At 29.1% G+C, this 25,473-nt stretch carries 23 protein-coding genes; 20 read left to right on the forward strand and 3 right to left on the reverse strand.

Annotation, left to right across the window (positions count from 1 at the left end; translation table 11 throughout):
- Positions 1-113: 113 nt before the first annotated feature.
- The 19 genes from KQI38_RS01800 to KQI38_RS01890 all read left to right on the forward strand — a co-directional run bounded on the left by KQI38_RS01800 (position 114) and on the right by KQI38_RS01890 (position 20,366).
- Positions 114-740: a hypothetical protein gene (locus KQI38_RS01800; protein ID WP_216554759.1), complete on the forward strand. Its 627-nt coding sequence runs from the start codon at positions 114-116 to the stop codon at positions 738-740.
- Positions 727-2,601: a motility associated factor glycosyltransferase family protein gene (locus KQI38_RS01805; protein ID WP_216554761.1), complete on the forward strand. Its 1,875-nt coding sequence runs from the start codon at positions 727-729 to the stop codon at positions 2,599-2,601. Before KQI38_RS01800 ends, KQI38_RS01805 begins: the two co-directional genes overlap by 14 nt.
- Positions 2,594-3,574 (forward strand): NAD-dependent 4,6-dehydratase LegB, encoded by a 981-nt coding sequence (locus KQI38_RS01810; protein ID WP_216554768.1) that lies wholly within the window; start codon positions 2,594-2,596, stop codon positions 3,572-3,574. Before KQI38_RS01805 ends, KQI38_RS01810 begins: the two co-directional genes overlap by 8 nt.
- 11 nt (positions 3,575-3,585) lie before the next feature.
- Entirely contained in the window at positions 3,586-4,755 is a 1,170-nt protein-coding gene (locus tag KQI38_RS01815; protein ID WP_216554770.1) for a LegC family aminotransferase, read from the forward strand.
- A gap of 10 nt (positions 4,756-4,765) precedes the next feature.
- A complete protein-coding gene (locus KQI38_RS01820) occupies positions 4,766-5,815 on the forward strand; it encodes a nucleotidyltransferase family protein (protein WP_216554783.1) in 1,050 nt (349 codons plus the stop codon).
- On the forward strand, positions 5,815-6,453 hold the full coding sequence (locus KQI38_RS01825) for an acetyltransferase (RefSeq protein ID WP_216554790.1): 639 nt from the start codon (positions 5,815-5,817) through the stop codon (positions 6,451-6,453). Before KQI38_RS01820 ends, KQI38_RS01825 begins: the two co-directional genes overlap by 1 nt.
- Positions 6,450-7,448, forward strand: a complete 999-nt coding sequence (gene neuB, locus KQI38_RS01830; protein ID WP_216554792.1) for an N-acetylneuraminate synthase — start codon at positions 6,450-6,452, stop codon at positions 7,446-7,448. The genes KQI38_RS01825 and neuB overlap by 4 nt, the downstream gene beginning before the upstream one ends.
- Positions 7,445-8,602, forward strand: coding sequence for a UDP-N-acetylglucosamine 2-epimerase (gene neuC / locus KQI38_RS01835; protein ID WP_216554806.1), 1,158 nt, complete (start codon positions 7,445-7,447; stop codon positions 8,600-8,602). Before neuB ends, neuC begins: the two co-directional genes overlap by 4 nt.
- Positions 8,603-8,616: 14 nt before the next feature.
- Positions 8,617-9,315, forward strand: a complete 699-nt coding sequence (locus KQI38_RS01840) for an acylneuraminate cytidylyltransferase family protein (RefSeq protein WP_216554808.1) — start codon at positions 8,617-8,619, stop codon at positions 9,313-9,315.
- Positions 9,316-9,346: 31 nt separating this feature from the next.
- Positions 9,347-10,465 (forward strand): N-acetyl sugar amidotransferase, encoded by a 1,119-nt coding sequence (locus KQI38_RS01845; protein WP_216554813.1) that lies wholly within the window; start codon positions 9,347-9,349, stop codon positions 10,463-10,465.
- A gap of 53 nt (positions 10,466-10,518) precedes the next feature.
- Positions 10,519-12,546, forward strand: a complete 2,028-nt coding sequence (locus KQI38_RS01850; protein ID WP_216554819.1) for a sulfatase-like hydrolase/transferase — start codon at positions 10,519-10,521, stop codon at positions 12,544-12,546.
- Positions 12,547-12,568: 22 nt separating this feature from the next.
- The gene (cysC, locus tag KQI38_RS01855) at positions 12,569-13,090 is read left to right on the forward strand and encodes an adenylyl-sulfate kinase (RefSeq protein ID WP_216554821.1); all 522 of its coding nucleotides are present in this window, start codon (positions 12,569-12,571) and stop codon (positions 13,088-13,090) included.
- 25 nt (positions 13,091-13,115) lie between these two features.
- Entirely contained in the window at positions 13,116-14,714 is a 1,599-nt protein-coding gene (locus KQI38_RS01860; protein ID WP_216554823.1) for a class I SAM-dependent methyltransferase, read from the forward strand.
- Between the two features lie 120 nt (positions 14,715-14,834).
- Entirely contained in the window at positions 14,835-15,032 is a 198-nt protein-coding gene (locus KQI38_RS01865) for a YjfB family protein (RefSeq protein WP_216554825.1), read from the forward strand.
- Positions 15,033-15,177: 145 nt separating this feature from the next.
- Complete coding sequence (locus tag KQI38_RS01870; protein WP_216554827.1) at positions 15,178-15,837, forward strand: hypothetical protein; 660 nt, start codon at positions 15,178-15,180, stop codon at positions 15,835-15,837.
- A 74-nt stretch (positions 15,838-15,911) separates the two neighbouring features.
- Positions 15,912-16,229, forward strand: coding sequence for a hypothetical protein (locus tag KQI38_RS01875; protein ID WP_094899663.1), 318 nt, complete (start codon positions 15,912-15,914; stop codon positions 16,227-16,229).
- Positions 16,230-16,488: 259 nt separating this feature from the next.
- Positions 16,489-17,475: an alpha/beta hydrolase family protein gene (locus KQI38_RS01880; RefSeq protein WP_216554833.1), complete on the forward strand. Its 987-nt coding sequence runs from the start codon at positions 16,489-16,491 to the stop codon at positions 17,473-17,475.
- Positions 17,476-17,672: 197 nt separating this feature from the next.
- Positions 17,673-18,914, forward strand: a complete 1,242-nt coding sequence (locus KQI38_RS01885; protein ID WP_216554840.1) for an aminopeptidase P family protein — start codon at positions 17,673-17,675, stop codon at positions 18,912-18,914.
- A gap of 24 nt (positions 18,915-18,938) precedes the next feature.
- Positions 18,939-20,366: an aminopeptidase gene (locus KQI38_RS01890; RefSeq protein ID WP_216554842.1), complete on the forward strand. Its 1,428-nt coding sequence runs from the start codon at positions 18,939-18,941 to the stop codon at positions 20,364-20,366.
- Between the two features lie 56 nt (positions 20,367-20,422).
- On the opposite strand, the gene KQI38_RS01895 is transcribed toward KQI38_RS01890, so the two are convergent.
- Positions 20,423-20,965: a hypothetical protein gene (locus tag KQI38_RS01895; RefSeq protein WP_216554844.1), complete on the reverse strand. Its 543-nt coding sequence runs from the start codon at positions 20,963-20,965 to the stop codon at positions 20,423-20,425.
- A gap of 290 nt (positions 20,966-21,255) precedes the next feature.
- Between KQI38_RS01895 and KQI38_RS01900 the strand changes: the two genes are divergently transcribed.
- Complete coding sequence (locus KQI38_RS01900) at positions 21,256-23,289, forward strand: methyl-accepting chemotaxis protein (protein WP_216554846.1); 2,034 nt, start codon at positions 21,256-21,258, stop codon at positions 23,287-23,289.
- 38 nt (positions 23,290-23,327) lie between these two features.
- Here the strand turns inward: KQI38_RS01900 and KQI38_RS01905 are convergent, their stop codons facing one another.
- Together KQI38_RS01905 and KQI38_RS01910 are read right to left on the reverse strand one after the other, a co-directional pair.
- On the reverse strand, positions 23,328-24,179 hold the full coding sequence (locus KQI38_RS01905; protein ID WP_216554848.1) for a YihY/virulence factor BrkB family protein: 852 nt from the start codon (positions 24,177-24,179) through the stop codon (positions 23,328-23,330).
- 85 nt (positions 24,180-24,264) lie between these two features.
- Positions 24,265-25,329 carry a winged helix-turn-helix domain-containing protein gene (locus KQI38_RS01910; RefSeq protein WP_216554861.1) on the reverse strand — a complete coding sequence of 355 codons (1,065 nt, stop codon included), beginning with the start codon at positions 25,327-25,329 and terminating at the stop codon, positions 24,265-24,267.
- Positions 25,330-25,473: the final 144 nt, after the last annotated feature.

Raw genomic sequence — 25,473 nt, forward strand, 5'->3', positions numbered from 1 at the left:
AAAAATTTCTGACTATCTTTCTTTATGTAAATATCTATTAAAATATTGTATCATGTAAATATATATCAAATTTTGCCGATAATATATACATAGTGAAGAATGGGGGTTTTATGTTGAAAATTTATATAGAAAATCAAGTATTAGAGTTGGAAAATAATACAAAAGAAATAGATAATATCTTTAATGAAATAGATAATATAGTTAATAAATCATCTAAAATTTTAAGTCATATGGTGATAGATGATTTTGAAATATATCAAGATTTTTATGATTACTTCTTAGATAATATTAGAGTAATAGAAGAAGTAGAAGTAATTACATTAACACATAAAGAATTGATTCATGATATATTAATATCTACCATTGAATATATTAGAAGAATTCCAGAAAAAACAGAAGAACTTGCAAATAAATTCTATAAGAATCCGGATAAAGAATCTTGGCATGGATTAAATGATTTATTAGGTGGAATTACTTGGATAATTAATACATTTTCCTCAATAGATCAAGATAAAAGACTTAATGATGTAGTATCTTCCTATGAGTTTTGGAATTTATACGCAAAGGAAATATTCTCATTACAGGATATTTTACCAAATTTTGAAGAAGCATTAGAAAATAGTGATAACGTCACAATAGCAGATATGCTATTATACGAGATATTACCAATTTTCAAAGAAATGGAAGAAAAGCTATTAGAATTAGTCAAGATGGAGGGAAAACTTGATGATCTTAATTGATAATATTAATTATTTAAGAGAAAAATTCCCATTAGTAAGAGAAAAATTAAAATTAGTAGAAGAAAATGAAGATAAACAATTTTTAATTAAGGAAACAAGAAGGGGTGATAAAACTCTTTTATATAATAAAGATGGAAAAACAATATATTTTCATAGCAAATACGATCCTATAAGAGAAGCACAAACTATTATAGAAGGATATAAAGATATAAAAGACACAAATATAATATTCTATGGGACCGGATTAGGTTACCATATAGATTTACTTGTGAAAGAAAATCCAAATAATAACTTCTATATATTTGAACCTATAGAAGAATTAATGGAGAAGTTTTTATCTGTTAGAAATTTATCTAAACCAGAATATAAAGAACTAAGGGGATTAAGTATAGGATTAGATAATATACAAATTGAAATAGGAAACTTTTTGGAAATTAATCGAAAAGAAACCATAATAATTGAACTACCAATTCATAAGCAAGCCTTTGAAGAGGAATTTAAAAGATTTAATAAGACATTTTTAGATATAATAAAGTCTAATAGAAGTAGTATAGCGACTAATTATTCTTTTCAAAGAAGATGGATAATTAATAGTATGATAAATTTTAAAGAAGTTTTATCTACTCCTAATATTTTAATAGAAAAAAAAGGAGAGTTTAAAAATAAACCTGCAATAATTGTTGCAGCTGGTCCTTCATTAAATGAAGAAATAGAAAGTATTAGGTATATTAAGGAAAAAGGTCTTGCCTATATATTTAGTGTAGGTTCTGCTATAAATACTCTTATACATCACAATATTTATCCCCATGCAGCAACTACCTATGATCCAACCGAGTTAAATCAAAAAGTATTTGACAAAGTTAAGGAAAAGGGTATAAGTGATATTCCTATGATATTTGGTTCATCAGTAGGATATGAAACATTAGAGAATTATCTAGGGAAAAAATACCATATGATCACTTCTCAAGATAAAATAGCAAATTATTATTTGGAATCTAATTCGGATATGGAAGTTAACATAGTATTAGATGCGCCTAGTATTGCAGTTGTTACGTTGCAATTATTAGCAAACCTGGGGTTTAGTCCTATTATCTTAGTAGGTCAAAATCTGGGATATGTAGGTAAGGCACAACATTCAGAGGGAATACATTATAGTAATGAATTGACGGATGAAGAAGTAGAAAAAGCACTATGGGTAGAAGATGTATATGGCAATCAAATAAGAACTGATGATGGCTTTAATAGTATGAGAGTTCAAATGGAATTATATATTACTAGTATGGAAAAAGGTAGGGTAATTAATACTACAAAAGGTGGGGCAAAAATACAAGGTACTGAATTTATAGAATTAAAAGATATAATAGATAAACACTTACAGGAAGCAGTTGTAATAGATAATTGGCTTGATGGTGATAAAACTAATTATAACAAGGAACAATTAAAGAACAAGGTTGAATCTATGGATTTGGCTTTTGAGGACTCATATAGGTGGATAAAAGATTATAATACAAACTTACACAAAATGTTAGAGTTAGTTAGAAATAGAAATTTCAAACAATTAGATATTATGTATAATAAATTAGATATAAGTATTACAGCTTTAGAATCTAATGATTTCTTTACGACATTTATTTTACAAATGAATAGAGTTCAACATAAATTACTTGCTGATGCTGTAAAGATTTCTAAGATGGAAAAGGATATTTATAAGAAACATATGGATTTATTAAATAATTACAAAGGATTTATTGACAAATGTAGCTTAGATATAGAATTAATAAAACCTATTTACGAAAAAATGAAATATAATATATTGGAATATATTAATCAAGATATTAAAGAAGGTGAAATTGATGTCTAGAATGTTAGTAACTGGGGCAGATGGTTTTATTGGTAGCCATTTAGTAGAAGATTTACTTAAACAAGGGCATAAAGTAAGAGCTTTTGTATATTATAACTCTTTCAACTCATGGGGGTGGCTTGATACATTACCTAAAAAAATTTTAAATGAAATAGAAATATTCACAGGTGATATTAGAGATCCAAATGGAGTAAGAGAATCTATGAAGGGAATAGAAGGGGTATATCATCTAGCGGCTTTAATAGCTATACCCTTTAGTTATCATTCGCCAGATTCCTATGTAGATACAAATATAAAGGGGACATTAAATGTATTACAAGCTGCAAGAGATTTAGGGACAAGCAGAATACTTGTAACTTCAACATCAGAAGTATATGGTACAGCCCAGTACATACCTATAGATGAGAAACATCCATATCAAGGACAATCTCCTTATTCTGCAACAAAAATTGGTGCAGATAGAATAGCAGAGTCTTTTTATAGAAGCTTTGATATGCCTATTACAATAGTTAGACCATTCAACACCTATGGTCCGAGGCAATCAGCAAGAGCAGTTATACCTACTATAATTACACAGCTGTTAGCAGGAAAGGAAGAGATTAAACTAGGTTCATTAACTCCTACTAGAGATTTTAATTATGTAAAAGATACAGTACAAGGATTTATTGAGATTGGAAAAGCTATTAATACAATAGGTGAAGAAATAAATATTGCAACACAGCAAGAGATATCAATAGGTGAAATTGCACAAGAAATGATTAATCAAATTAACTCTAGTGCAAGAATAATATGTGAAGAAGAAAGATTAAGACCAGAAAAGTCTGAAGTAAATAGGTTGTTAGGGTCCAATGAAAAGATAAAAAGAATGACAAATTGGAGACCAAACTATACTTTAGAACAAGGATTGGCTGAAACTATAGAATGGATAAAAAACAACTTAGATAAATATAAAATTGATATATATAATATTTAGGGGCGATAGAAATGAGTAGATTTATTCCATTATCAGTACCGAACTTAAAAGGAAAAGAATTAGAATATGTAACAAAAGTAGTAGAAACAGAATGGGTGTCTACAGGTGGAGGATATATTAATGAATTTGAGAAAAATATTGCAGGATATCTCAAGATTGAAAAGGGTGTTGCATGTCAATCAGGCACAGCGGGGCTTCATTTAGCTTTAAAGCTTTCGGGAGTAAAATATGGCGATGAAGTAATAGTGCCTACTCTTACCTTTATTGCAGCAGTAAATCCGGTTAGATATCTTGGTGCAGAGCCTGTATTTATGGATTGTGACGATACTTTAAACATGGATTTAGACAAGCTTGAAGAGTTTTGTAGAAAAGAATGTACTTTGACAAATGATGGACTAATTAATAACAAAACAGGAAAAGCAATTAGAACTTTAGTAATAGTCCATATATTCGGTAATATGGCAAATATGGAAAGACTTATAGATATAGCTGAAGAATACAAGCTGAAGGTAGTAGAAGATTCGACAGAAGCTTTAGGAACATATTCAACAGAAGGTAGATATAAAGGTAAGTTTGCAGGAACTATAGGTGATTTTGGTGTATATTCTTTTAATGGAAATAAAATAATAACCACTGGTGGAGGTGGAATGTTAGTAGCTAAAGATAAAAATCTAATTGATAAAGCGAAATATCTCTCCACCCAAGCAAAAGATGATGAATTATACTATATTCACGATGAAGTGGGATTTAACTATAGAATGACAAATTTACAAGCAGCGCTGGGAGTTGCACAATTAGAACAGTTAGAAGGTTTTATTAAAATTAAGATGGAAAATTATAATTTATATAAAGAAGAAATCGATAAAATAGAAGGAATATCAATTCTTGATTTTAATAAAAATACCAGAGCTAACCATTGGTTTTATTCATTATTAATAGATGAAGAGAAGTATGGACTTAGTAGGGATGAACTACTAAACAAATTAAATGAAAATAAAATCCAAACAAGACCAATATGGGGATTAATTCATGAACAAAAACCATATAGGAATAATCAAGCTCATAAAATAGAAAAAGCAAATTACTATATAGATAGAATATTAAATATTCCTTGTAGTACAAGCCTTGCAAAAGAAGAGGCAAAATATGTTTGTGATATTTTGCGAGAATTAGAAAGATAGGGGGATCCCTTTGAACATACAAGATTTATTTATTAATGAAGATTTATCAATTAAAGAAGCTATAAAAAAACTGGATGAAACAGCAAAAAAAATATTGTTAGTAGTTGAAAATAATAAGCTAATAGGTGTACTTACAGATGGGGATATTAGGAGATGGATACTGAAGAATGGTAATCTAAATGAACCTATTAGTTTGATTATGATAAGGTCGCCAAAGTATATATGTGAAGAAGATATAAAAGATGCAAAGAAGGTTCTTAAAGAATACAGTATAGAAGCTATACCTGTTTTAAACAAGAAAGAAGAAATAATAGATATTATTTTCTGGAATGATAATTTTAATATAAAGTTCAAATTTAAGAAAATGGATAATCCAGTAGTAATAATGGCTGGTGGAAAAGGCACTCGACTAGATCCATATACAAAGATACTACCAAAGCCACTTATACCTATAGGAGATATTCCAATAGTAGAGAGAATTATAAATAGGTTTAATGAATATGGATGTAATAACTTTTATATGACAGTGAACTATAAGAAAAATATGATAAAGGCATATTTTAATGAAATTGAAAAAACATATGTAATAGACTATATAGATGAGGATAAACCTTTAGGTACAGCAGGGGGTCTATATTTATTAAAAGATAAAATAATGGATACTTTCTTTCTTAGCAATTGTGATATTTTGATTGAAGGGAACTATTCAGATATGCTGAAATATCACAAAGAACATAAAGCAAAGATTACTTTAATTACTTCACTTAAGCATTATACAATTCCTTATGGAGTTATTCAAATAAATGAAGATAGTGATGTAAAAAAAATGATAGAAAAACCAGAATATGATTTCTTAGTAAATACTGGCATGTATATATTAGAACCAGAGGTAATTAATGACATCCCAGAAAATGAGTTCTTTCATATAACAGATTTAATAAATACCTATATAAATAAAGGTGAAAAGATAGGAGTTTATCCTATAAGTGAAGGGGCATGGCTGGATATGGGACAGTTTAAGGAAATGGAAATCATGCTTGAAAGGTTAGGTATAAAGTGATGGAAGATGTTATCCTAATTGGTGGTGGTGGGCATTGTAAATCTGTTATTGACTCTATTAGTAAATCTAAAGAGTATAAAATAATAGGAATATTAGATTTACATAATAAAGTTGGGGATGAAATATTTGGTGTAAAAGTAATCGGAACAGACGATAAATTAGAATACTATTATAAAAATGGAATTATGAAAGCCTTTTTAACTATGGGGAGCATTGGAGATACAAGAATAAGAAGAAAGTTATATTCTATTGCTTTGAATATAGGATATTTTTTTCCAAATATAATTGATAATACTGCAATAGTATCAGATAAAGTTGAAGTAGGACATGGGAATTTTATTGGAAAAGGAGCAATAATCAATGCAGGTACAAAAATAGGGAGTAATTGTATAATTAACACAGGAGCAATAATCGAACATGATTGTAATATAGAAAGCTTTTGTCATATAGCACCAGGAACTACTATAAGTGGTAATGTAGTCGTAGGAGAAAATACACATATTGGAACTAATTCAGCTATAATTCAAAATATAAAAATTGGTAGAGATTCAGTAATAGGTGCTGGATCTGTGGTTATAACAAATATTGGAAGCAATGTTAAAGCTTATGGAAGTCCTTGTAAAGAGGTGAAAAAGTGAAAAGAGTATTTATAATAGCAGAAGCAGGTGTTAACCATAATGGAAGTATCGATTTAGCTAAGAAATTAATTGATAAAGCTAGTGAAGCAGGAGCAGATGCAGTTAAATTTCAAAGTTTTAAAGCTGAAAAGCTAGTGACTAAAAATGCTCAGAAAGCTCAATATCAAGAAGTGACAACAGGTAATGAAGAAAATCAATTTGAAATGATAAAAAGACTGGAATTAGATTATGAGAAACATGAAGAATTAATTAATTATTGTAAATCTAGAGGTATAATGTTTTTATCATCACCTTTTGATTTAGAAAGCATAGATTTACTCAATAATTTAGGTCTTGAAATATTTAAAATACCTTCAGGAGAAATAACAAATTTACCCTATCTACGAAAAATAGGATCATTAAACAAAAAGGTAATACTTTCTACTGGAATGTCTATTCTTGGAGATATAGAAAAAGCTTTAAAAATATTAAAGACAAGTGGAACTACAGATATTACTGTATTACACTGCAATACAGAATATCCTACACCAGTAGGTGATGTAAATTTAAATGCAATGAATACAATAAAAGAAGCATTTAAAGTAGAAGTAGGATATTCAGACCATACATTGGGCATAGAAGTACCAATAGCAGCAGTAGCATTAGGTGCTACAGCAATTGAAAAACATTTTACTTTGGATAAGACTATGGAGGGACCAGATCATAGAGCAAGCTTAGAACCAAATGAACTTAGAGAAATGGTTAGATGCATAAGAAATATTGAAATGGCTCTAGGAGATGGATTAAAGAAATTAACTGAATCTGAAGCAAAAAATATAAATATAGTTAGAAAAAGCATAGTAGCGGGAAGAAATATTAAAAAAGGTGAAGTCTTTACAATAGAAAATTTAGAAATTAAAAGACCAGGGAATGGGATATCTCCTATGAGATGGGATGAAGTTATAGGTAAATTAGCAATTAGAGATTATGAAGAAGATGAGTTGATAGAGATATGAAAAAGATATGTGTAGTTACAGGGACAAGAGCTGAATATGGACTCTTTAGGCCACTTATAAAGAGGATAAAAGAAGATGATGAATTGCAACTTCAATTAATTGTAACTGGAATGCATCTATCACCAGAATTTGGGCTTACCTATAAAGAAATAGAAGAAGATGGTTTTATGATTGATGAAAAGATAGAAATGTTAATTAGTTCTGCTACAGCGGTAGGGATATCTAAATCAATGGGATTAGCTATGATTGGATTTGCCGATGCATTTGGAAGATTAAAACCAGATATGGTAATTGTGTTAGGTGATAGATACGAAATATTTTCAGCAGTATCTTCAGCTTTCATATCAAGAATTCCTATAGCCCATATTCATGGTGGGGAAACAACGGAAGGAGCTTTTGATGAAGGGTTTAGACATTCTATTACTAAGATGAGTTATTTACATTTTACAAGTACAGAAAAATATAGAAAAAGGATAATACAACTAGGAGAAGAACCAAGTAGAGTATTTAATGTTGGTGCAATTGGTATTGAAAGCATTAAAACTTTAGACTTGTTGGATAAAAAAAAGTTAGAACAGAATATTAATTTTAGATTTGGAATAAGGACAGCATTAGTTACATTTCATCCAGTAACGCTAGAGGATAATACAGCTAAAGTGCAATTTCAAGAACTACTTAATACACTAGATAAATTTAATGATTTGAAGGTAATATTTACAAAAGCAAATTCAGATACTGACGGAAGAATAATTAATAGTATGATAGATGATTATGTGAATAAGAATAAGGATAAAGCAGTGGATTTTATATCAATGGGGCAACTAAGATATCTATCAGCAATGAAATATGTAGATTTAGTTATAGGAAATTCTTCAAGTGGAATAGTTGAGGCACCATCTTTTAAGGTGGCAACAATTAATATTGGAGATAGACAAAAAGGTAGAATTCAACCAGGAACAGTAATAAATTGTCAGCCAATAGAAAGTGAAATATACAAAGCAATTAAATTGGGATTATCAGATAATTTTAAAGAGAAGATTAAAGATGCTGTAAATCCTTATGGGAATGGAAATGTTTCTGAAAAAATACTATATGTAATAAAAGATAATTTAAATAAGGGGATTGAATTAAAGAAATCATTTTATGATTTATAAAGGTGGATTATATTATGTATAAAAATAAAAGGTTTCTAGCTATTATACCAGCTAGAAGTGGTTCTAAAGGATTAAAAGATAAAAATATAAAACAATTAAATGGTAAACCAATGATTGCTTATACTATTGAGGCTGCTATAAAAAGTGATATATTCGATGATACAATTGTATCTACAGATTTTCAGATTTATGCAGATATAGCTATAAACTATGGAGCAGTAGTTCCTTTTTTAAGACCTGATTATCTTTCTACAGATGAAGCAACTACAAATGATGTAGTAGAATATACAATAAAGGAATTAGAAAAAACAGGTAAACAATATGATTATTTCATGATTTTACAGCCAACATCCCCATTAAGGCAAGCAGAAGATATATTAGGTGCTGTAGAGTTATTATTTGAAAAAAATGCAAATTCAGTAGTAAGTGTCTGTGAATCAGAGCATTCACCATTATACATGAATACTTTAGATAAAACATTATCATTGAAAGGATTTTTGCCGAAGGATATAAAGACTAGAAGGCAAGAGCTACCTAAGTATTATAGATTGAATGGTGCTATTTATTTATGTAAAGTCGATTATTTTCTTAAATATAAAGACTTATACAAAGAAAATAGTTATGCATATATAATGGAGAAAACAAGATCCATTGATATTGATGATGAATACGATTTTAAAGTCGCAGAGTGTATATTAAATAATGAATTATAGTGTATGACATAAGAAGGAGAGTGTTAAATCAATGAATTATTGTAAAAAATGTGTAATGCCAGACACAAGACCAGGAATTTTATTTGACGAGGAAGGAATATGTCAAGCCTGTAGAGTAGAGGAACAAAAAGATAGAATTGATTGGGAAGCGAGATATGAGGAGCTAAAGATTTTATGTGATAAATATCGTGGGATGAATGGTGATAGCTATGATTGCATGATAGCAGTTAGTGGTGGAAAGGATAGTCATTACCAAGTCTATGTAATGAAAGAGCTCATGGGAATGAATCCGTTATTAGTATCTGTTGAAGATAATTTCCCAATGACAGAAGCAGGAAAAAACAATATTAGAAATATTTCAGAAAGATTTGGATGTAATATAATATCATTAAAACCTAATATTAAATTGCAAAAATATATAATGAGGAAAACATTTGAGAAATATGGTAAACCAACATGGTATATTGATAGATTAATATACACATACCCAATGTATATGGCGATAAAGTTTAATACACCATTATTAGTATATGGAGAGAATATTAGTTATGAATATGGCGGAGTAGATAGAGAAGAAACTTATAGTGCTAGAAACCAATTAAATAATGGTGTAGCATCTGATATAGATTTTAATGAACTTATTGACGAAAATATTTCTGTTAAAGATTTAATTTTATGTAATCCGCCAAGTATAGAGGATATAAATAATAAGTTGGATCCTATTTATATAAGTTATTTTTTAAGATTTAATAGCTATCAAAATTATATATTTGCTAAGAAAAATGGATTTAAAGATTTAAATAATGAATGGAAAAGACAACATCATATTGAAGATTTTGATCAGGTTGAAAGTAGGGCTTATTTAGTACATCCATGGATGAAATATCCAAAGTTTGGACATGCTACTGCAACTGATTATGCATCAAGGTTTATTAGATATGGGCTCATTAGTAGAGAAGAAGGAATAGAGTTAGTAAAAAAACATGATCATAATCTTGATTCAAAAGTAATAGAAGATTTTTGTAACTTTTTGGGCTATACAGTTAATGAATTTTGGACAATCGTAGATAAGTTTTACAATGGAGAATTATTTCAAAAGGATAAATATGGTGAATGGAAATTAAAAAATCCAATTTGGAATAATGGTTAGTTTATTAAACTTAGAAAAAGATTTCTAAATATATAATACAAGAGGTGTAAATAATGAACTTAAATAATATATCAAGTATCAAAGATATATTTAATAACAAGATAGAAAAAGCACAATACCTAAAAAAGATAATAAGAAATCTTGTTGAAAAAGGGGACTTTGTTAATGCAAAAGCAAAAATAGCTGAATATAAACGACTTTTTCCTGAAGATATAGAAATCATATCTATTGAAACTGTAATGTTAATGATAAAAGGTGAAATAGATAGAGCAGAACAACATGTATTAGATGGATTAACTGAGGTACCTTTTAACTTTGACCTAAATTATAACTTAGGATTTATATGTCAAGCAAAGGGAAAATATCATGAAGCAGCTAATGCTTTTATTATTGCAAAATCAGTAGCAACTACTAAAGAGGAAGAAACAATTATACAGGATGCAATAAATGAGATTAAAAAGATAGATGAAAAGGTTGATTTATCCAAAATTAATCAATCTAACTATAAGCTATTTCCATTGAAAAACAATGATGATACTTGGATTGGAAAGCCATTATTTGAAGATAAAAATGGAGAGGGGTATATTTCCTTATATTATGACGAGGCACTGGAGAGTTATCCCACTCAATTATGGAATTTCTATAAGACAGAGACATTGAGAGGGAAAATATACGAAAGTGGAGAATTTATTCTAGGCAACCTAAACAAATCAGTTTTACCATTAGCTACTTTAGATAAAAATACTTCAATAACTATAATATTAGACAACAAGGAATATAAGTTCAATGACTTTGTTTCTAATAGATTTTATTATATACCTATTAGAAGTGAAGGAAAAGTTAGAATTAAAAGTAATAATAAGTTTATAATAGGTGAACCTTTAGATTTAAATCAATACAAGAAGCATAATGTAAAATTGATTTTGAATTTATTTATAGATGGATTATCTCAGAAATTAATAGATAAATATTCACTAGAAAAGCTTATGCCAAACACTTATAATTTCTTTAATAGAGGAACCATATTTAATAATTGCTACAGTAATGCGGAATGGACATTAGCTAGTGTACCTACTATATTTACAGGAAAGTACCAATCTAATCATAAAATTTTTCATCCAGAACTATTACATACTATAAGTGATAGCTGTAAATCAATGGGAACTTATTTTAAAGAAGATAACTATTTGACATTCCAATCTTGTGGAAATTGGAGGAAAACACCATCTTATGGATATGTAAAAGGTTTTGATAGAATGATTTATCAATCAGCTACAATAGGGTCTAGAGCAGAAGAAATCATTTTTTCTTTTTTAGAGCAGATGCGAGCATTTGAAGAGAGAGATCATTTTATCTGGTTATCATTTTTTGAATTGCATAATATTGACGATAGCATAACTTCCAAAGTAAGTAATCAAATTATAAATAGTATTGACTCAAGAATAATTGAGAAAGATGAAAAAAAATCAGTAGTAAAAGATTATGATGAAAGAAAGATAGAAAGATATATAAATGAATTAAATAGGATAGATTTTTATTTGAAAATAGTCTATGATTTTATTGAAAATAAGTATACAAATGATGAAATCTTAGTATCATTATTTTCAGATCATGGACAATCCTATATAGACGAAGGAGATTATATTCTAAGAGATGCTAGAACGAGAGTACCTTTTATGATCAGAGGAAAAGACATTTCTTCCACCATATCTGATGAATTAATGGAAAATATAGATATTCTACCTACTATTTTAGAAAAGGCTTCAATTAAATTCAATTCTCAGGAGTTAGATGGAAAAATTCCTAAGATTTTAGGTGGTAAGGAAGAAAAGGAGTACGTATATTCTGAATCTATATATCCAGGAAAAACATATAAGGCTGTTATCAGGGACTGGGAGCATACACTAATATTTAAGTCTGAAAATAATGTAGAACAGGACGGGAGATTTATATTAGGAGATTTTAGCATTGTGCTAGAAAATAATTTGACAAAAGAAGATGAAACAAATAAGAATACTGAGAAGGTAACTAAGTATTTTGATATAATAATTTCTCATATTTCAGCATTATTGAAAATTTAATAAATTAAGGAGATAAAGTCTCATGAGAATTGGAAATACAATTTGGCTAGTTGGATTAAGTGCATCTGGAAAGAGCACATTGGCAGAAAAAATAGTAAAGTATCTTGATGACATTGGGGAAAAGGTACAATTGATAGATGGAGATATTATGAGAGAAGAAATAGGTGGAATGTTTGGATACACTAGAGAAGAAAGAATAAAGGCAGCAAATGTATATAGGGCAATGGCAAAATTATTAAATAATAATGGTATAAATGTTGTAATTGCAGCTATATCGCCATATGAAGAAATTAGAAGGAGGAATAGAGAAAGAATTGAAAACTATATTGAGATAAATGTTAATTGTCCAATAGAAGAATGCATAAAAAGAGATCCTAAAGGACTTTATATGAGAGCTTTAGCTGGGAAAGAAAAGCATGTTATCGGAATTGATGAAGAATATGAATTCCCAGAAAATAGTAATATGGAAGTAAATACAAAAGAAGAAAGCATTGATGAGTCCTATTTTAAAATAATAAATTATTTAAAACAATCAAATATCTAATTATAATAAAGTGGAGGCAATGCTAATGAAAATTAAAGGTATTGTAGAACAAATAACTAATGAATCCATTGAAGGGTGGGTAATTGCTAATGATGATAAGAAGGGGATAATACAAGCTCCAAAAGTTGAATTGAAGGTAAATGGTGTAACTGTGGCAATAACTTTTGCTGTAAGAAAAATTGAACACGATAGTATAATTAGTAATCAGTGTGGATTTAAATTCTTAATAAAGGATTTATTTGATTATTTAAGCAAGAATGATGAGATTACAATTTCAGTTTATGATGATATCTTACCGATTTATAAACATGGATTGAGTTATAAATGTGATACTACTGGTAATTATAGTGTTGACAAATTATTAGAGAGATTAAATGAAGGTTATGTTTTTGATATAAATGGTGAGTTAAAACTATCTTTAAAAGAAAACGAAGAGTTAAGGAAAGAGATTATCAAGCTATATGATGAGCTAAGGGATATATTTAATAATGATTTATCATATGATCTGTATGCATGTTATGGAACTTTATTGGGGATTGTTAGAGAGAAAAATTTTATTTCTAATGATGGAAACTTTGATTGTGCATATTTATCTAAGGAAAATAATAAAGATAAAGTGGTTGAGGAATTTAAAATAATATCAAAGTTATTAATAAAGAAAGGATATCAGTTAAAAATTTTTAAGTCACATATTCAAATAAGTAATACAAAATCAGATGCTAGCATTAATATTTATTGCTCTTGGTTTAACGATAACTTAGAATTTTTGCTTTCTTTCAATTATATTGGTAAAGAAATTATTAGTAAGAAAAATAAATTTGAAATAGAAACGAGAGCTATACAAGGAAGTAATGTTTTAATACCTAAAAGTTATAAAGATGTTTTGAAACAAATATATGGAGAAAGATGGGAGATACCAGACTTTGGATTTGAGTGGAAAACACTAAATAAAAGCATTGAGTTTTTGGAAGATAGTGATATGAATGAAATATATTGGGAGCAATATTATTTAGATTCAAAGATACAAAAACCTTCTTCATTCTGCTCTTTCATAAATGATTTTATTAAAGAAAAATATTTGATTTTAGATATTGGATGTGGATCGGCTAGAGACTCTTTTGAATTTGTGCAACAGGGACATGAAGTTATAGGGTTGGATAGGTCGGAACAAGCAATTTTATTTGCAAATTCATTGATAAAAGAAGAGAGGTATAAAAACATAACTTTTCAAAAAGCTGATATATCAGATAAAATATTAATGTCGGAAATATTTAAAGAAGCAAAGGAGCAAGCTAAACAAAAACAAAAAAATATAATGTATTACTCAAGATTTTTCCTGCATTCAATAGATGAGAGTAATCAGACAACATTTTTAGAGGCGATATCAAGCCATGTTGATAAGGGAGATATCTTTGTTGCTGAGTTTAGAACTAAGGAAGATGAAGAAAGGCAAAAAATATATTCTAACCACTATAGAAGGTTTATAGATGAGGAGGACTTACTTCGACAATTAAAAGAAATATGTAATATTAGTAAAATACTATTATTTCAGAAAGGCACAGGGTTCTCTATTTATAAAGATGAAGATCCATTTTTAGCTAGAATTATTGTTATAAAAGATTAGATTGAACTATATATCGTTCTGTACTCAAAAGCAAATAAGTAAGTTATTTAATCTGCTGTGTGAAATAAAGGTTGTTTATCTATTGATGAGTATATAAAGAACCACAGAGGAGGTAATACCATGGATATAGCAGCGTTATCAATGAATCTTAGTCAAATGAAAATAGCCCAACAAGCCAGTATTTCAGTAATGAAGATGGCAATGGATACAGTAGAAGTACAACCCGTAGATTTGACTCAAATGCTAGAGGTAAATACGAAGATGATGGAGCAATCAATTACTCCTCATCTAGGTAAGACTATAGATATTAGATTATAAGGACAGATTTTCTGTTCTTTTTTTATAAGCAAATAGGATATAATTGGATTCAAAAAAACATGTATCTACATTCAGCTATATGATACAATTAGAAAGAAGTAAATGAATTGAAGATGAATTTCAGAAGTTGAATGGAGGAACATACTTGACTAATCTTAATACAACAGTAAAAGAAAATATAATAGAAGAAGCATATCTAACAGACCATGAAGATTTTGTCAAAGTTAATAATTTATATTATGGTGGACTTCAAAAGTGGCTATATATGGAGAAGCTGAGAACTAAATTCTGGGCAGATAGGTCTTGTGGTGTAACTGCTGCTGGAAATGCTTTGATCCATATGGCTATGTATAGGAAGGGGTTAGAGGATATATATAGATATCCGGGTCTTTCAAGAGTTGAATTCACTAGATTTATTGATGAAATTTATAGATATGTTAAACCTAATATATTTGGTATACCTAGTTTAGGAAAATTAAATAAAAGATTGAAATCATTTGCTAAATCTAAGGGGGTTATCCTAGATGCCAAAAGTCTATCTATGCCTAAGGATGTAGATACTGCCATAAATTTTATTAAAGAAGGATTGATGATAGATTCACCAGTACTAATGCTTACTTGGAATAGCAAAATCAAAAACCTCAGATATCATTGGGTGACTATTACGGGCTATGTTAAAGATTTAGAAGGTATTAATTATATAATTACGTCCAATTGGGGACAAAAAGAGATGTTTTCCTTAGATAATTGGATAAAAGAAAAGAATTTATATAGGGGATTAATTTATTTCTACCAACCTATATAGGTATTAAGTTTCAAATCTTATAAAATGAGAGAATTTATTGAATTCTATGATATAATTTACTTGAGGTGATTTTCATGGCATATGAAATGTGTAAGAGATGTGGGAAATTCTTTGATAGAAATGGAAGATCATATTGTGAGGATTGTTTTAAAAAAACAGAGAGAGAGCATGATCTAATCATAGAGCATATAAGGAAGCATCCTGATGCCACTATTTTAGATATTATCACCGCAACAGGAGTAACACTGAAAAGTATTAATTGTTTAGTGGAAGATGGATATGTTTCTTATATAGATAATAAAATTAAGAAACTAGATAAAGAAGAAATTTCTAGGGCGATAGATAAAATAATAGATACAAAAAGTAAGTTTCATATAAGAAGAAGCTTATAGTAATGCATTTAGGAAAGTTGGGTAAACCAGAAGAAATAGAGAAACTGGCAGTATGTTCAAGGTTTGTATATGGAGCTGTATTTGTTATATATAGCGGATGGTTAATTAAATAGGTTAAAATATAAGGATAGTTTTGAAAATTAATTCATTACTGTCCTTTTTTATTAATTCATAAAGTTATAAATATAAAATAATCTTGCAAGTCAATAATATTAGTTATACAATATATATAACAAATATTATTAATGGAGGGAATTCCATGAACAAAATAAATAGAATTACTTTATTTCTTATGATAATTCTTATTTTAACTTCTGTTACAGGTTGTACGAAGAATAATGATAATGATGAAATAGAAACGGAATTTATAGAGGAAGAATATAACTTAGAGGTTGCAGAAGGAAATATATATGGAACCTTAACTTTACCTAAGGAAGGAAATAATTTTCCAGTAGCTATAATAATAGCTGGGTCTGGACCAACAGATAGAGACGGTAACAATCCATTAGCTGGAAAAAATAATAGTTTAAAGATGATTTCAGAGTCTTTAGCGAAAGAAGGAATAGCTTCTATTAGATATGATAAGCGAGGAATTGGAGAAAGTAAGCCTTTAGTTAAAAAGGAAGAAGATTTAATCTTTGAAGATTATATAGATGATGTTGTAAGATGGGTGAATAAATTAAGAGAAGATAAAAGGTTTAGTAAAGTCATAATTATAGGTCATAGCGAAGGTGCATTAATTGGTGCTACAGCATCTTATAAGTCTAATGTTGAAGGATTCATTTCAGTGTCTGGTATGGGGTATTCTACTTATGATACATTGAAAAGACAATTAAAAAATCAGTCAGGAGATATATATGAGAAGAGTCTTCCGTTGTTAGATACATTAAAAGAAGGAAATTTAATATTTAATCCTCCGCAAGAATTATATTCCTTATTTAGACCTAGTGTTCAACCATATATGATTTCTTGGTTTAAATACGACCCTGTGGCAGAAATTGCAAATGTGAAGGTACCTATATTAATTCTTCAAGGAGATAATGATATTCAAGTTGAAGTAACAGATGCAGAGATTCTACATGAAGGAAATCCTGATAGTAAGTTAGTTATAATTAAAGGAATGAATCATGTATTAAAGGATGCACCTACAGATAAAGAAGGGAATATGGCTACTTATAGTAAGCCTGATTTACCATTAAACCAAGAATTTATAACTGAGATAATAACTTTTGTTAAGGGCATATAAAGGATAAAGAGCAGGAAATATATCTTAATTATAATAGGACTAGTAAAGCTAGTTCTATTATTTTGAAAAATTCTCATATTATGAAAGTTATATTTGAATTTGTTCCCTTACTAACATATAATCAAAGATATAGCTGTTTAATATTACAGATTGCAAATATCAAAGCTAATAAAATTATAAATAATGGGGGGATGGATATGGACAAAGGATTTTTCACCAAGAATAGAAAACAACTAGAAGAAAGGTTAAATAATGATAGTATTTTATTATTATTTGCAGGGACAGCACCATATAAATCTGCTGATGAACTCTATCAGTTTATACCAAATAGAAATTTTTATTATTTAACGGGTATTAATCAAAGTAAAATAATTCTTTTAGTGAGCAAAATTGATGGAAAGATTTCAGAGAAATTATTTATAGAAAGACCCGATCCAATTATGGAGAAGTGGGTAGGGGCTACGATTACTTCTGAAGAGGCAATAGAATTATCGGGAATAGATAACATTGAATACTTAGATAATTTTGAGGGAGCCATAGGATCTATCTTAAGTAGAAATAGAATAGAAAAAATATACTTGGATTTGGAAAGACAAGAAATTAATACATCAATGACAGAGGCCCAAAACTTTGCTAAGATAATTAATGAAAAATATCCATATATACAAATTAAAAATATTTATTATGATATTGCAGAGCTAAGAATGATAAAATCAGATGAAGAGATTGAGTTAATTAAAAAGGCAATAGAAGTAACTAATGAAGGAATTATGAATATGCTTGACAATATTAAACCAGGAATGATGGAATATGAAATTGAAGCGTATTTTGACTTTACTTTGAAGAAAAATGGAATAACCAATAGAGCCTTTGAAACAATCGCTGCAAGAGGTAAAAATGCCACCATACTTCACTACTCCCAGAACAACTGTAAAGCAGAAGATGGGGATTTGATATTATTTGATCTGGGAGCACAATATAGATATTATAATGCAGATATAAGCCGTACATTCCCTATCAATGGTAAATTTACTGAAAGACAAAAACAAATTTATAATATTGTTTTAAAGGCACAAAAAGCTGTTGAAGAAGCCGCAAGACCAGGGCTTCCCTATAAAGAATTAAATGAAATTGCTAAAAAGGTATTAGCAGAAGGATGTAAAGAATTAGGACTAATAAATGAGGATAAAGAAATTTCAAAATACTATTTTCATGGAGTGTCACACTATTTAGGAGCAGATACACATGATGTAGGGATATATAATATTGATTTAAAACCAGGCATGGTTATAACTAATGAACCAGGTCTTTATATTGAAGAAGAGGAAATAGGAATAAGAATAGAGGATGATTTGTTAATCACGGAAAATGGATGTGAGAATTTATCTAAAAACATCATAAAAACTGTGGAAGAAATAGAAGCAACTATGAATAAATAATCTAGATATTATGGAGGGGTAAAAATGACTAATAAATCAGAAGGAAAAAAGCTACAAGAAAAATTAACTCACAAATGGAAAAATGTATGGGAAACATTAGATAGTAGTGAAAAAGAGAAAATCTTCGATATAAATGAAGAATATAAGGATTTCTTGGACAAAGGAAAAACAGAGAGAGAAGCAGCAATGGAAATAATAAAAGTAGCTAGAGAAAATGGCTATATATCAATAGATGAAATAAGAGAAAAGGGCATAAGGCCTACTCATGGAATGAAAATTTATGCAAATAACAAAGATAAATCAGTTGTATTATTTGTATTAGGAAAAGAAAAACTTGAAAAAGGAATGAATATAATTGGATCACATTTAGATGCTCCAAGAATAGATTTGAAACAATTTCCCCTTTATGAGGATTCAGATTTTGCACTATTAAAAACTCATTATTATGGTGGAATAAAAAAATATCAATGGGTAACATTGCCACTAGCTTTACATGGAGTTGTAGTAAAATCAAATGGAGAAAAAGTTAATATTGTTATAGGTGAAGATGAAAATGACCCAGTATTTTTCATAACTGATTTACTTCCACATCTAGCTAAAGATCAAATGGCAAAGAAAATGGATGAAGGAATCACGGGAGAAGGATTAAATATTTTAATAGGTAGTATTCCTTATAAAGATGGAGAGATAAGTGAAAAAGTTAAATTAAATGTATTAAACATACTCAACGAAAAATATGGAATCATAGAAGAAGACTTTACTACTGCAGAATTTGAAATAGTCCCTGCAGGAAAATCCAGAGATGTAGGCATAGACAGAAGTATGGTTGGGGGCTATGGACAAGATGATAGGGCTTGTGCATTTACTTCTCTAAGAGCAATATTAGATATAGGCACTCCAAATAAAACAGCTGTTGCTCTATTTGTAGATAAAGAAGAAATAGGCAGTGTAGGAAATACAAGCATGGAATCAAAATTCTTTGAAAATACAGTCTCAGAATTAATAGATATTACAGAAGAAAAATATTCAGAGCTTATAGTAAAAAGAGCATTAGCAAATTCTTGTGTACTTTCAGCTGATACATTGGCTGGATTTGATCCTAACTATCCTGAGGTTTTAGATAGAAAGAATTCGCCTTTTATAGGGAATGGAATAACTTTAGTAAAATATACTGGTGTTAGAGGAAAAGGCGGAAGTAATGATGCTAATTCCGAATATCTAGGTAAAATCAGAAAGATATTCAATGATAATAATGTAGTATGGCAAATGGGAGAATTAGGAAAGGTTGATCAAGGTGGTGGAGGAACCATCGCTTATATACTTGCAAATTATGGAATGGAGGTAGTAGACTGTGGAGTACCGTTACTAAGTGTCCATGCTCCATATGAAATTGCAAGTAAAGCAGATATATATATGACCTATAAAGGATATAATGTTTTTTATAAAAATTAAATAAGATAAAATAGAAAAATACATATCCACTGGTTGTCCAGTGGATATGTGTTTTTTTATTCTTCATTTACCCAAGCATCAAATTTTTCCATAGTTAATTTATAGGTTTCCTTTGATATCTCTGGAAGTTCACCTAGTATTTTTTCTGCTTCTTTAAAGCCTTGTTCAATAGCAGATTTAAGAGTTTCCGCTTTGGATTTGTCTCCACCTGAGATAGCGATTGCAAAATCTACTAATCTTTGGCTTACAGCTTCTGCTCCAAGTGGACCATCAGGTCCTATTAGTGCTTGTGCTTCCATTCTTGCAGTTTCATCTACTTCTACAATTTCATTTTCACCTAGCAGTTCCAAAGTCTTTCCTTGGCGTTTAAGCATTTCCTGTACTAATCTTATTAGATGAGCATGAGCTTGCTGGCTGTCTCTTTTTAATTTAGCTACTGTATTTTTGTCATAAACATGAGATGTCTCTTTGTTTTCTGTCTTTTCATAAACTGCTGCAGGAGTTTCTTTTACTTCTGATTTTATTGTAGTCTTTTTTTCAGACTCCACTTTTTCAAGTTGAACTATAGGTTGAGTTGGTTGTATATTTTCAACTTTCATCATTATCACCTCTATTATATTTATCGACATATGGTGGAAAAAATTAACTATTTATTTGTATGTCATTTACTTGTATTTTTATAAAAATAAAACCTCTCTTTTCTTATATTTCTTAATCTGATAAGAAAGTCCTATTTTATAATAAAGCCTATTATATATCTATATAGCTAAAAGATAAATATGGAAAAAAATGGAATACTTTGTGAAAAAATGTTACAATGTTTTGGGATATAAGATAATTTTATGTATCCCATATTAGTATAATAAAAGTTAGACAAGGAGATGGGAGAATGCAGAAAGAGGAGAAGCAAAAAAAAGGTATTATCAACTTTAACACTTTGAAAACAAGAATGCTTTTATCAAACGTACTAATTTTATTAGTCGTATCTTTATCTATGGCATTTATATCTTATATACTTTTTAGCAAAAGTATAAGCAATCATATGGATCAGATTTTAACCAATAGAGCTCATGATTCCGCAAGATTAATAGATGAAAAGATAGATAAGTTTTTAGTTGCTATAGAAGGTGTAGCTAGTCATGCAAGAATATCTAATCCAGAAATAAGTTGGGAAGAAAAGTTTCAAGCATTAAAGGAAGAAAAGGAACGAATGAAATACGAAGAATTATATATAGCAGATTTAAATGGTAATATAAAATTAGAGAATGGTGAAACTCTAAATATATCAGATAGAGAACATTTTAAAATTGCTAAGACTGGAAAAAGTACTATGTTAGAAGCTACTGAAAGTAGGATAACAGGATCAGATGTATTACCTATTTCTACACCAATTAAATATAATGGCAGAATAGTTGGAGTATTAATAGGTGCTAAACCTGCAGAAGAAATCTATAGTATTATTGATGGAATAAGTTTTGGAGAAACAGGTGATGCTTTTTTAATTAACCAGAAAGGAGAACTAATATCCTATCATATTAAAGAAGTTGTTGAATCAGGAGATATTACAATAGAAAAAATGAAAGATGTCCCAGAACTTAAAGGACTAACAGAAGTTTTTCAAATGATGGTAAATGGAGAATCATCCGTAGATGAATATTATTATGATGGTAGAATGAGATACGCTAGCTATACACCATTAGGATATAATGGATGGTCCGTAGCTGTGGCTATAGATGTAAAAGAAATGGCAAAGGATATAGAGCAATTAAGGTTTTATATGACTGGTATTACAGCTTTGGCCCTAATCTGTGGAGCATTATATTCAATATTTTCAAGTAATGCTATTGTTAATCCTATAAGGAAAATTACTGAACATATGAAAGAAGTAGCAGAATTAAATATCAAAAAAGATGTAAATATTAAAATCTTAAATAGAAAAGATGAAATAGGAGAAATGGGACGTGCAAATAATACCGTAATTGAAAATCTAAGAAATTTTGCGACCCAAATTAATGAATCTGCCGAGCAAGTTGCTTCTTCTTCAGAAGAATTAACTGCAATATCTGAGGAATCAACATCTGCCGCTGCGAATATGGCTGAAAGTTCCGGTGAAATTGTTCAGAGCTCTGAAAACCAATTAAATGAGATTTTAAGTGTTACATCATATATGGAAGAAATAGCTGCTCAAATCCAAGAGATAAGCAACAATGCTAATTCAATATATAATTTGGGTAACGAGGTATCAGAAAAGACTAATATTGGGAAAACAAAAATGGTAGAAACTGATGTACAGATGAATAATATTGTAAGAAGCTCAGAAGAAGTAAAAGAATCCTTAGAAGAAGTAGATAACAGTTCTCATGAAATGGATGAAATAATCAATGTTATTAGATCTATTGCAGAACAAACAAATTTACTGGCTTTAAATGCTGCAATAGAAGCGGCAAGGGCGGGAGAGGCAGGAAGAGGATTCTCTGTAGTAGCTGATGAGATTAGAAAACTAGCAGAAGAGACAGGAATATCTACAGGGAAAATAGACAATATAATAGAAAAAAATCATGCACTAATAAGTAAAGCCAATTATAATATGGAATTAAGTAATTCTGAAGTTAAAAAAGGTATGAATACTGTAAGTGAAGCTATTCAATATTTTAACCAGATATCAGAAGCCATAGATAAGGTAGTGGTACAAGTAGGAAATATAACTAAGGCTATAAATCAGGTAGCAGAAGGAACTGAGAATGCAGTAAATTCAGCTGTATCTATTGAAGGAATGACTAAAGGTATATATGATAGTATTCAAAATATATCTGCTGCAACACAAGAGCAAACAGCTTCTATGGAAGAAATTGCTTCATCCTCTGAAAGTTTATCTCAATTAGCTATGGAGTTAAGAGATTTAGTATCTAAATTTGAAATGTAATTAATAAAAGGACAGAATTTTGATCTGTCCTTATTTCTCTAATTATCCATTGATTTTAAAGTTGCATTTATTTCTCCACCCATAATAATTATTATACTGCTTATGTAAAGCCATATTAATAGAACTATTATGCCACCTAGACTGCCATAAGTTTTTCCATAGTTGCCAAAATTATTTACATAATAGGAAAATATAGTAGATGTAATTATCCATCCAAGAGATGCAAAAATAGCTCCAGGCATTGCATGTTTGAAATTTATTTTTTTACCATTTCTGATAGATGGAATATATCTATATAATAAAGCAAATATAAGAACCATAAAGGATAGAGATATAATTACTCTAAAATATTGCCAAAATATAATGAATTTTTGTGTAATGCCTAAAAAGTCAAATAATTTATTTCCTAAAACTTCACCAAAGACCAAAGTAAGAAGTACTATAACCAAGAGTACCAATAATGCAATAGTAAATAATACAGCCAATCCCCGAAGTTCAAGATAAGATCTAGTTTCTTCAACATCATATGCCTTGTTTAGAACCCTAATAAGTGCCATTATGCCTTTAGAGGCAGCCCATATACCAGTTATGGCACTTAAGGAAAGTAAGGTTTGATTACTGGTATTTATAGTTTCAATTACCAAAGTAGCAATTAATCTTTGGGTGTCTAGAGGTAATAATACTATTATGCTATGTAATACATCTTCTCTAGCAATAGGTGTATAGCTTAATATGTTCAGAAAAAATATAAGAAATGGGAAAATAGATAGTACTAAGAAATAGGATAGTTGTGCACCTATGGCTGTTACACTATCATCTTTCATTCTAAATAAAAACTCTTTTAAGAATTTTGCATATTTATTATTATATCTGTCTAGCCAATTTAGCAAAAGACACACCTCCCACTTTCAATATATTACTATTTTACCATATAATTACATATTTGAACAATGAGTCATGGAAGAATTCCATGACTCATTCTAATAAATCCTTTAAAGCTGCATCAAATAACTTCTGAAGATTTTCTTTATTTGTTGTATAGTAATATCTATTATTTATAATACTAGGTTCAAAATTTAGTATTTCTAAATCTAGCAATAAATTTAGGTGATAGGAGAGTGTAGCAGTAGTTAGATTAAAATAGTCTGCCAGTTCCTTATTATACCATGGTTTTTTGGATGTCATTTTTAAAATTTCAATTCTTTTTTCATCAGACAATGCTTTAAATAATGCTTTATAGGTATCCAATGCTTTTCTGTTTTCAAATCGATGTTCAATAGTCTGACCACAATACATAACTAATGTATCTTCAAATGTAAAATAAAGAAGTCCCACATCAATAAAAAAACTCATATAGATAATGATATTATTGTGAAGAGCCATAGCTTTAGAATAGTCACCCATACCTATAGTATTTATAAAATAGACAGGGTCTTTTTGAAATAATTCATTATGAAAAACAAGTCTTTCTTTCATATAGCTATAAATGTTTTCTTCAAAAGGTTTATAGAATTGATCATAAAAAATAGTGAGTACATCTATTGACCTATCTCGGTATTGTTTTGGATGATTTTTAAAATGTAGAAAAGAAGAGGCTATTTCGTCAGAAAAATTCTCGGTTAAGGCAAGTTTTAAATTCTCATCATCATCTAATGAAGTATCCAATTCATAAAATTTGTAGGCAATCTTGACCATAGTAAATAAATCTAATGATTTCAATGACTCTATTAGGGCGAGAGGTTCTTTTATATTTTCCATTAGAATCAGATGAAAACAAACGTCTAATAATCTATAGGTATCATTTGTCACAAATATTATATCGCTGCGTAAAAAAGGTGATATATTATTATCTACATATTTTAGCCATTCTTTTACCTTTTCATTGGGTGAAAAATCCATAATATCTTTTGCAACGTCTTTTTCTAACTCTGGAGTATTCCAGTGGACTTGGCGTGTTTTATTATTGCTATATTTTAAAATTGATGTAATGAATTCTACTGCTTTATTATATTGAATTTTACATGCAATACTATTCTCCATTTCTCATCCTCCTAAGTAGTGTTAAGTAAATGATACATTATACAGAAAATTTATTCAATACCTATAATAAACTATGTTAGAAAATATTCTAATGTAATGTTAGATAATAATTGACTTATGTTAGAAAATATTCTATACTAAAGT

Source organism: Tissierella carlieri, from assembly GCF_018917285.1.
In the GTDB taxonomy this organism is placed as follows: Bacteria; Bacillota; Clostridia; order Tissierellales; family Tissierellaceae; genus Tissierella; species Tissierella carlieri.